Annotated in this window: 1 protein-coding gene; it reads left to right on the forward strand. The window is 75.6% G+C overall.

The features are described 5' to 3' along the window. The first annotated feature begins 401 nt into the window (after positions 1-401). Positions 402-1,640: a helix-turn-helix domain-containing protein gene (locus ACFW2E_RS45855; RefSeq protein ID WP_384477848.1), complete on the forward strand. Its 1,239-nt coding sequence runs from the start codon at positions 402-404 to the stop codon at positions 1,638-1,640. Positions 1,641-2,028 lie beyond the last annotated feature (388 nt).

The raw sequence follows: 2,028 nt of genomic DNA on the forward strand, positions 1-2,028 counted from the left end.
GCTCCGGCGGTACGCCTGCCGCGTCCGCAGCGGCGTACGGCAGGGCGCCGGCACCTGGCGCTGGTGTCTGACCCGGTGCCGGACGGCACGGCCTGAAGCACGGCGGGCGAGAGGCTGGACCGGCGGCCGGGAATGCGCTCGCCGGTGCCGGCACGGCCTTCCGTGACACGCCGGCCCCGCGGTGCCGCCTCCTCCGTCTGCCGAGACGCTCCGGCCGACCGCGCGGGGGGCCGCTCGAGAAGCGCACGAGACATACGTGAGGTCCGCACGAGACCGTGCCAGGGCGCCTGGCAAAACATTGCCCGGCTGTTGCCCCGCGCCCTAGGCTCGTCGCGGCTTCGGACGGCTTGCCACTTCTGCCTCGCGGCCACCACCGCCCGCCCGACCTCAAGGATGGTCACATGCTGCAGCAGCCGGCTTTCGGCCGTCGTCTCCGGAAACTGCGCCAGGCGCGCGGGCTGTCCCAGACCGCGCTGACGGGTGACGGCATGTCCACCGGGTACCTCTCCCGGCTGGAGTCCGGTGCCCGTCAACCCACCGAACGGGCCGTCGCCCACCTCGCCGGACGGCTCGGCCTGGAACCGGCGGACTTCGAGGAACCCGCGGGCGGTTCGCTCGCCCACGCGCTCACCCTGGCCACCTCCACCGGCTCCGACGTGGCGATCGAAACCCTCCGCGAGACCCTCGCCGCCGAGGGGCACGAGACGCCGGTGCTGCGCTGGCAGGCTCTGTGGCACCTGGCCCGGCAGCGGCGCGTCGAGGGCGACCACACCGGCGAACGCGGCTACCTGGAGGAGCTGGTACGGCTCGGCGACCAGGTCGGGCTGACCGCACTGCGGGTGCGCGGGCTGACCCGGTACGCCCGTTGCCTGCGCTCGCTCGGCGAGATCGCCGACGCCCGCGACGCCGCGACGACCGCTCACCGTCTCGCCCAGGAGGACGGCCGCCTGGAGGCGGACGACCGTGCGGCGGTGCTGCTGGCCCTGGTCTCCGTGGAGGCCGAGGCGGGCCGGATACCCGACGCCCGGGCCCACGCGGACGAGCTGGTCGAGTTGGTCGCGGGCCGGTCGGACGCGGTGTGGGCCGAGGCGATGTGGACCGCGGCGGCGGTGCTGGTCCGGCAGGGCGACCACGCCGCCGCGCAGGCTCGTCTGGAGGAGGCGCTGGAGAAGTTCGACAGCGGTGAGGACCTCGTGCTGTGGCTCAGGCTCAGGACCGCGACCGGCCGGCTGCACCTGCAGAAGCGACCCCCGGACCCCGAGGCCGCCGAGCGGTGTGCGGCGGCGGCCGAGTCGGCGCTCGCCTTCGTCGGGACGCCCGGCCTGCGCCAGGAGCTGACCGCGCTCAAGGCCGACCTCGCCTTCCTCACCGCCCGGTACGACGACGCCCGCCTCCTGCTCGGCGAACTCGCCCAGGCACAGTCCATGATGACCTACCGGGACCGGACACGGCTCGACATCCTGCGCCACCAGCTGCGCATCCGCTCCGGTGACCACAGCAGCGTCCAAGGTCTGCGCGCCCTGGCTGAACAGGCCCAGGCCGACGCCAACATCGACCTGGCCGCGGACATCTGGCGCATCCTCGCCGAGTCCCTGGCCGAGTCCGCCGCGAAGTGGGGCCCCGCCGCGTCCGGGCTCTGAATCCCCGGGTGGCGACCGCCCGGCCCCGGCGCACGGTCCGCCGCCGGCGGCCCCCCGGGCGGACTCGGTGTCGGACCCGCGGCCCGGCTCGGCGCCCGCGCGGCGCCGCCTTCCCGTCACCGGACGGCCCTTCTTCCGGGCGTCCCGGCCGGACGCGGCCCGGCGGCGCCGCGAGGCCGCCCGAGCCCTCCCCACGCCGCCGCCCGACGTGCGCGCGACAGCGACCGGGCAACCCCGGCCGGGGTCTCCAGTACGGCTTCGAGGGTGCCCCGGCGCCGGGACACCCGGGCCGCCAGGGGGGCGAGTGGTGGGTCAGGTGGTGGGGTCGGACATGGTGACCGTTGAAGTGAAGACGAGCTCGTCCTCCTGGCGCCCCGTCACCAGCACC

The sequence above is a fragment of the Streptomyces sp. NPDC058964 genome (assembly GCF_042741275.1).
Lineage (GTDB): Bacteria > Actinomycetota > Actinomycetes > Streptomycetales > Streptomycetaceae > Streptomyces.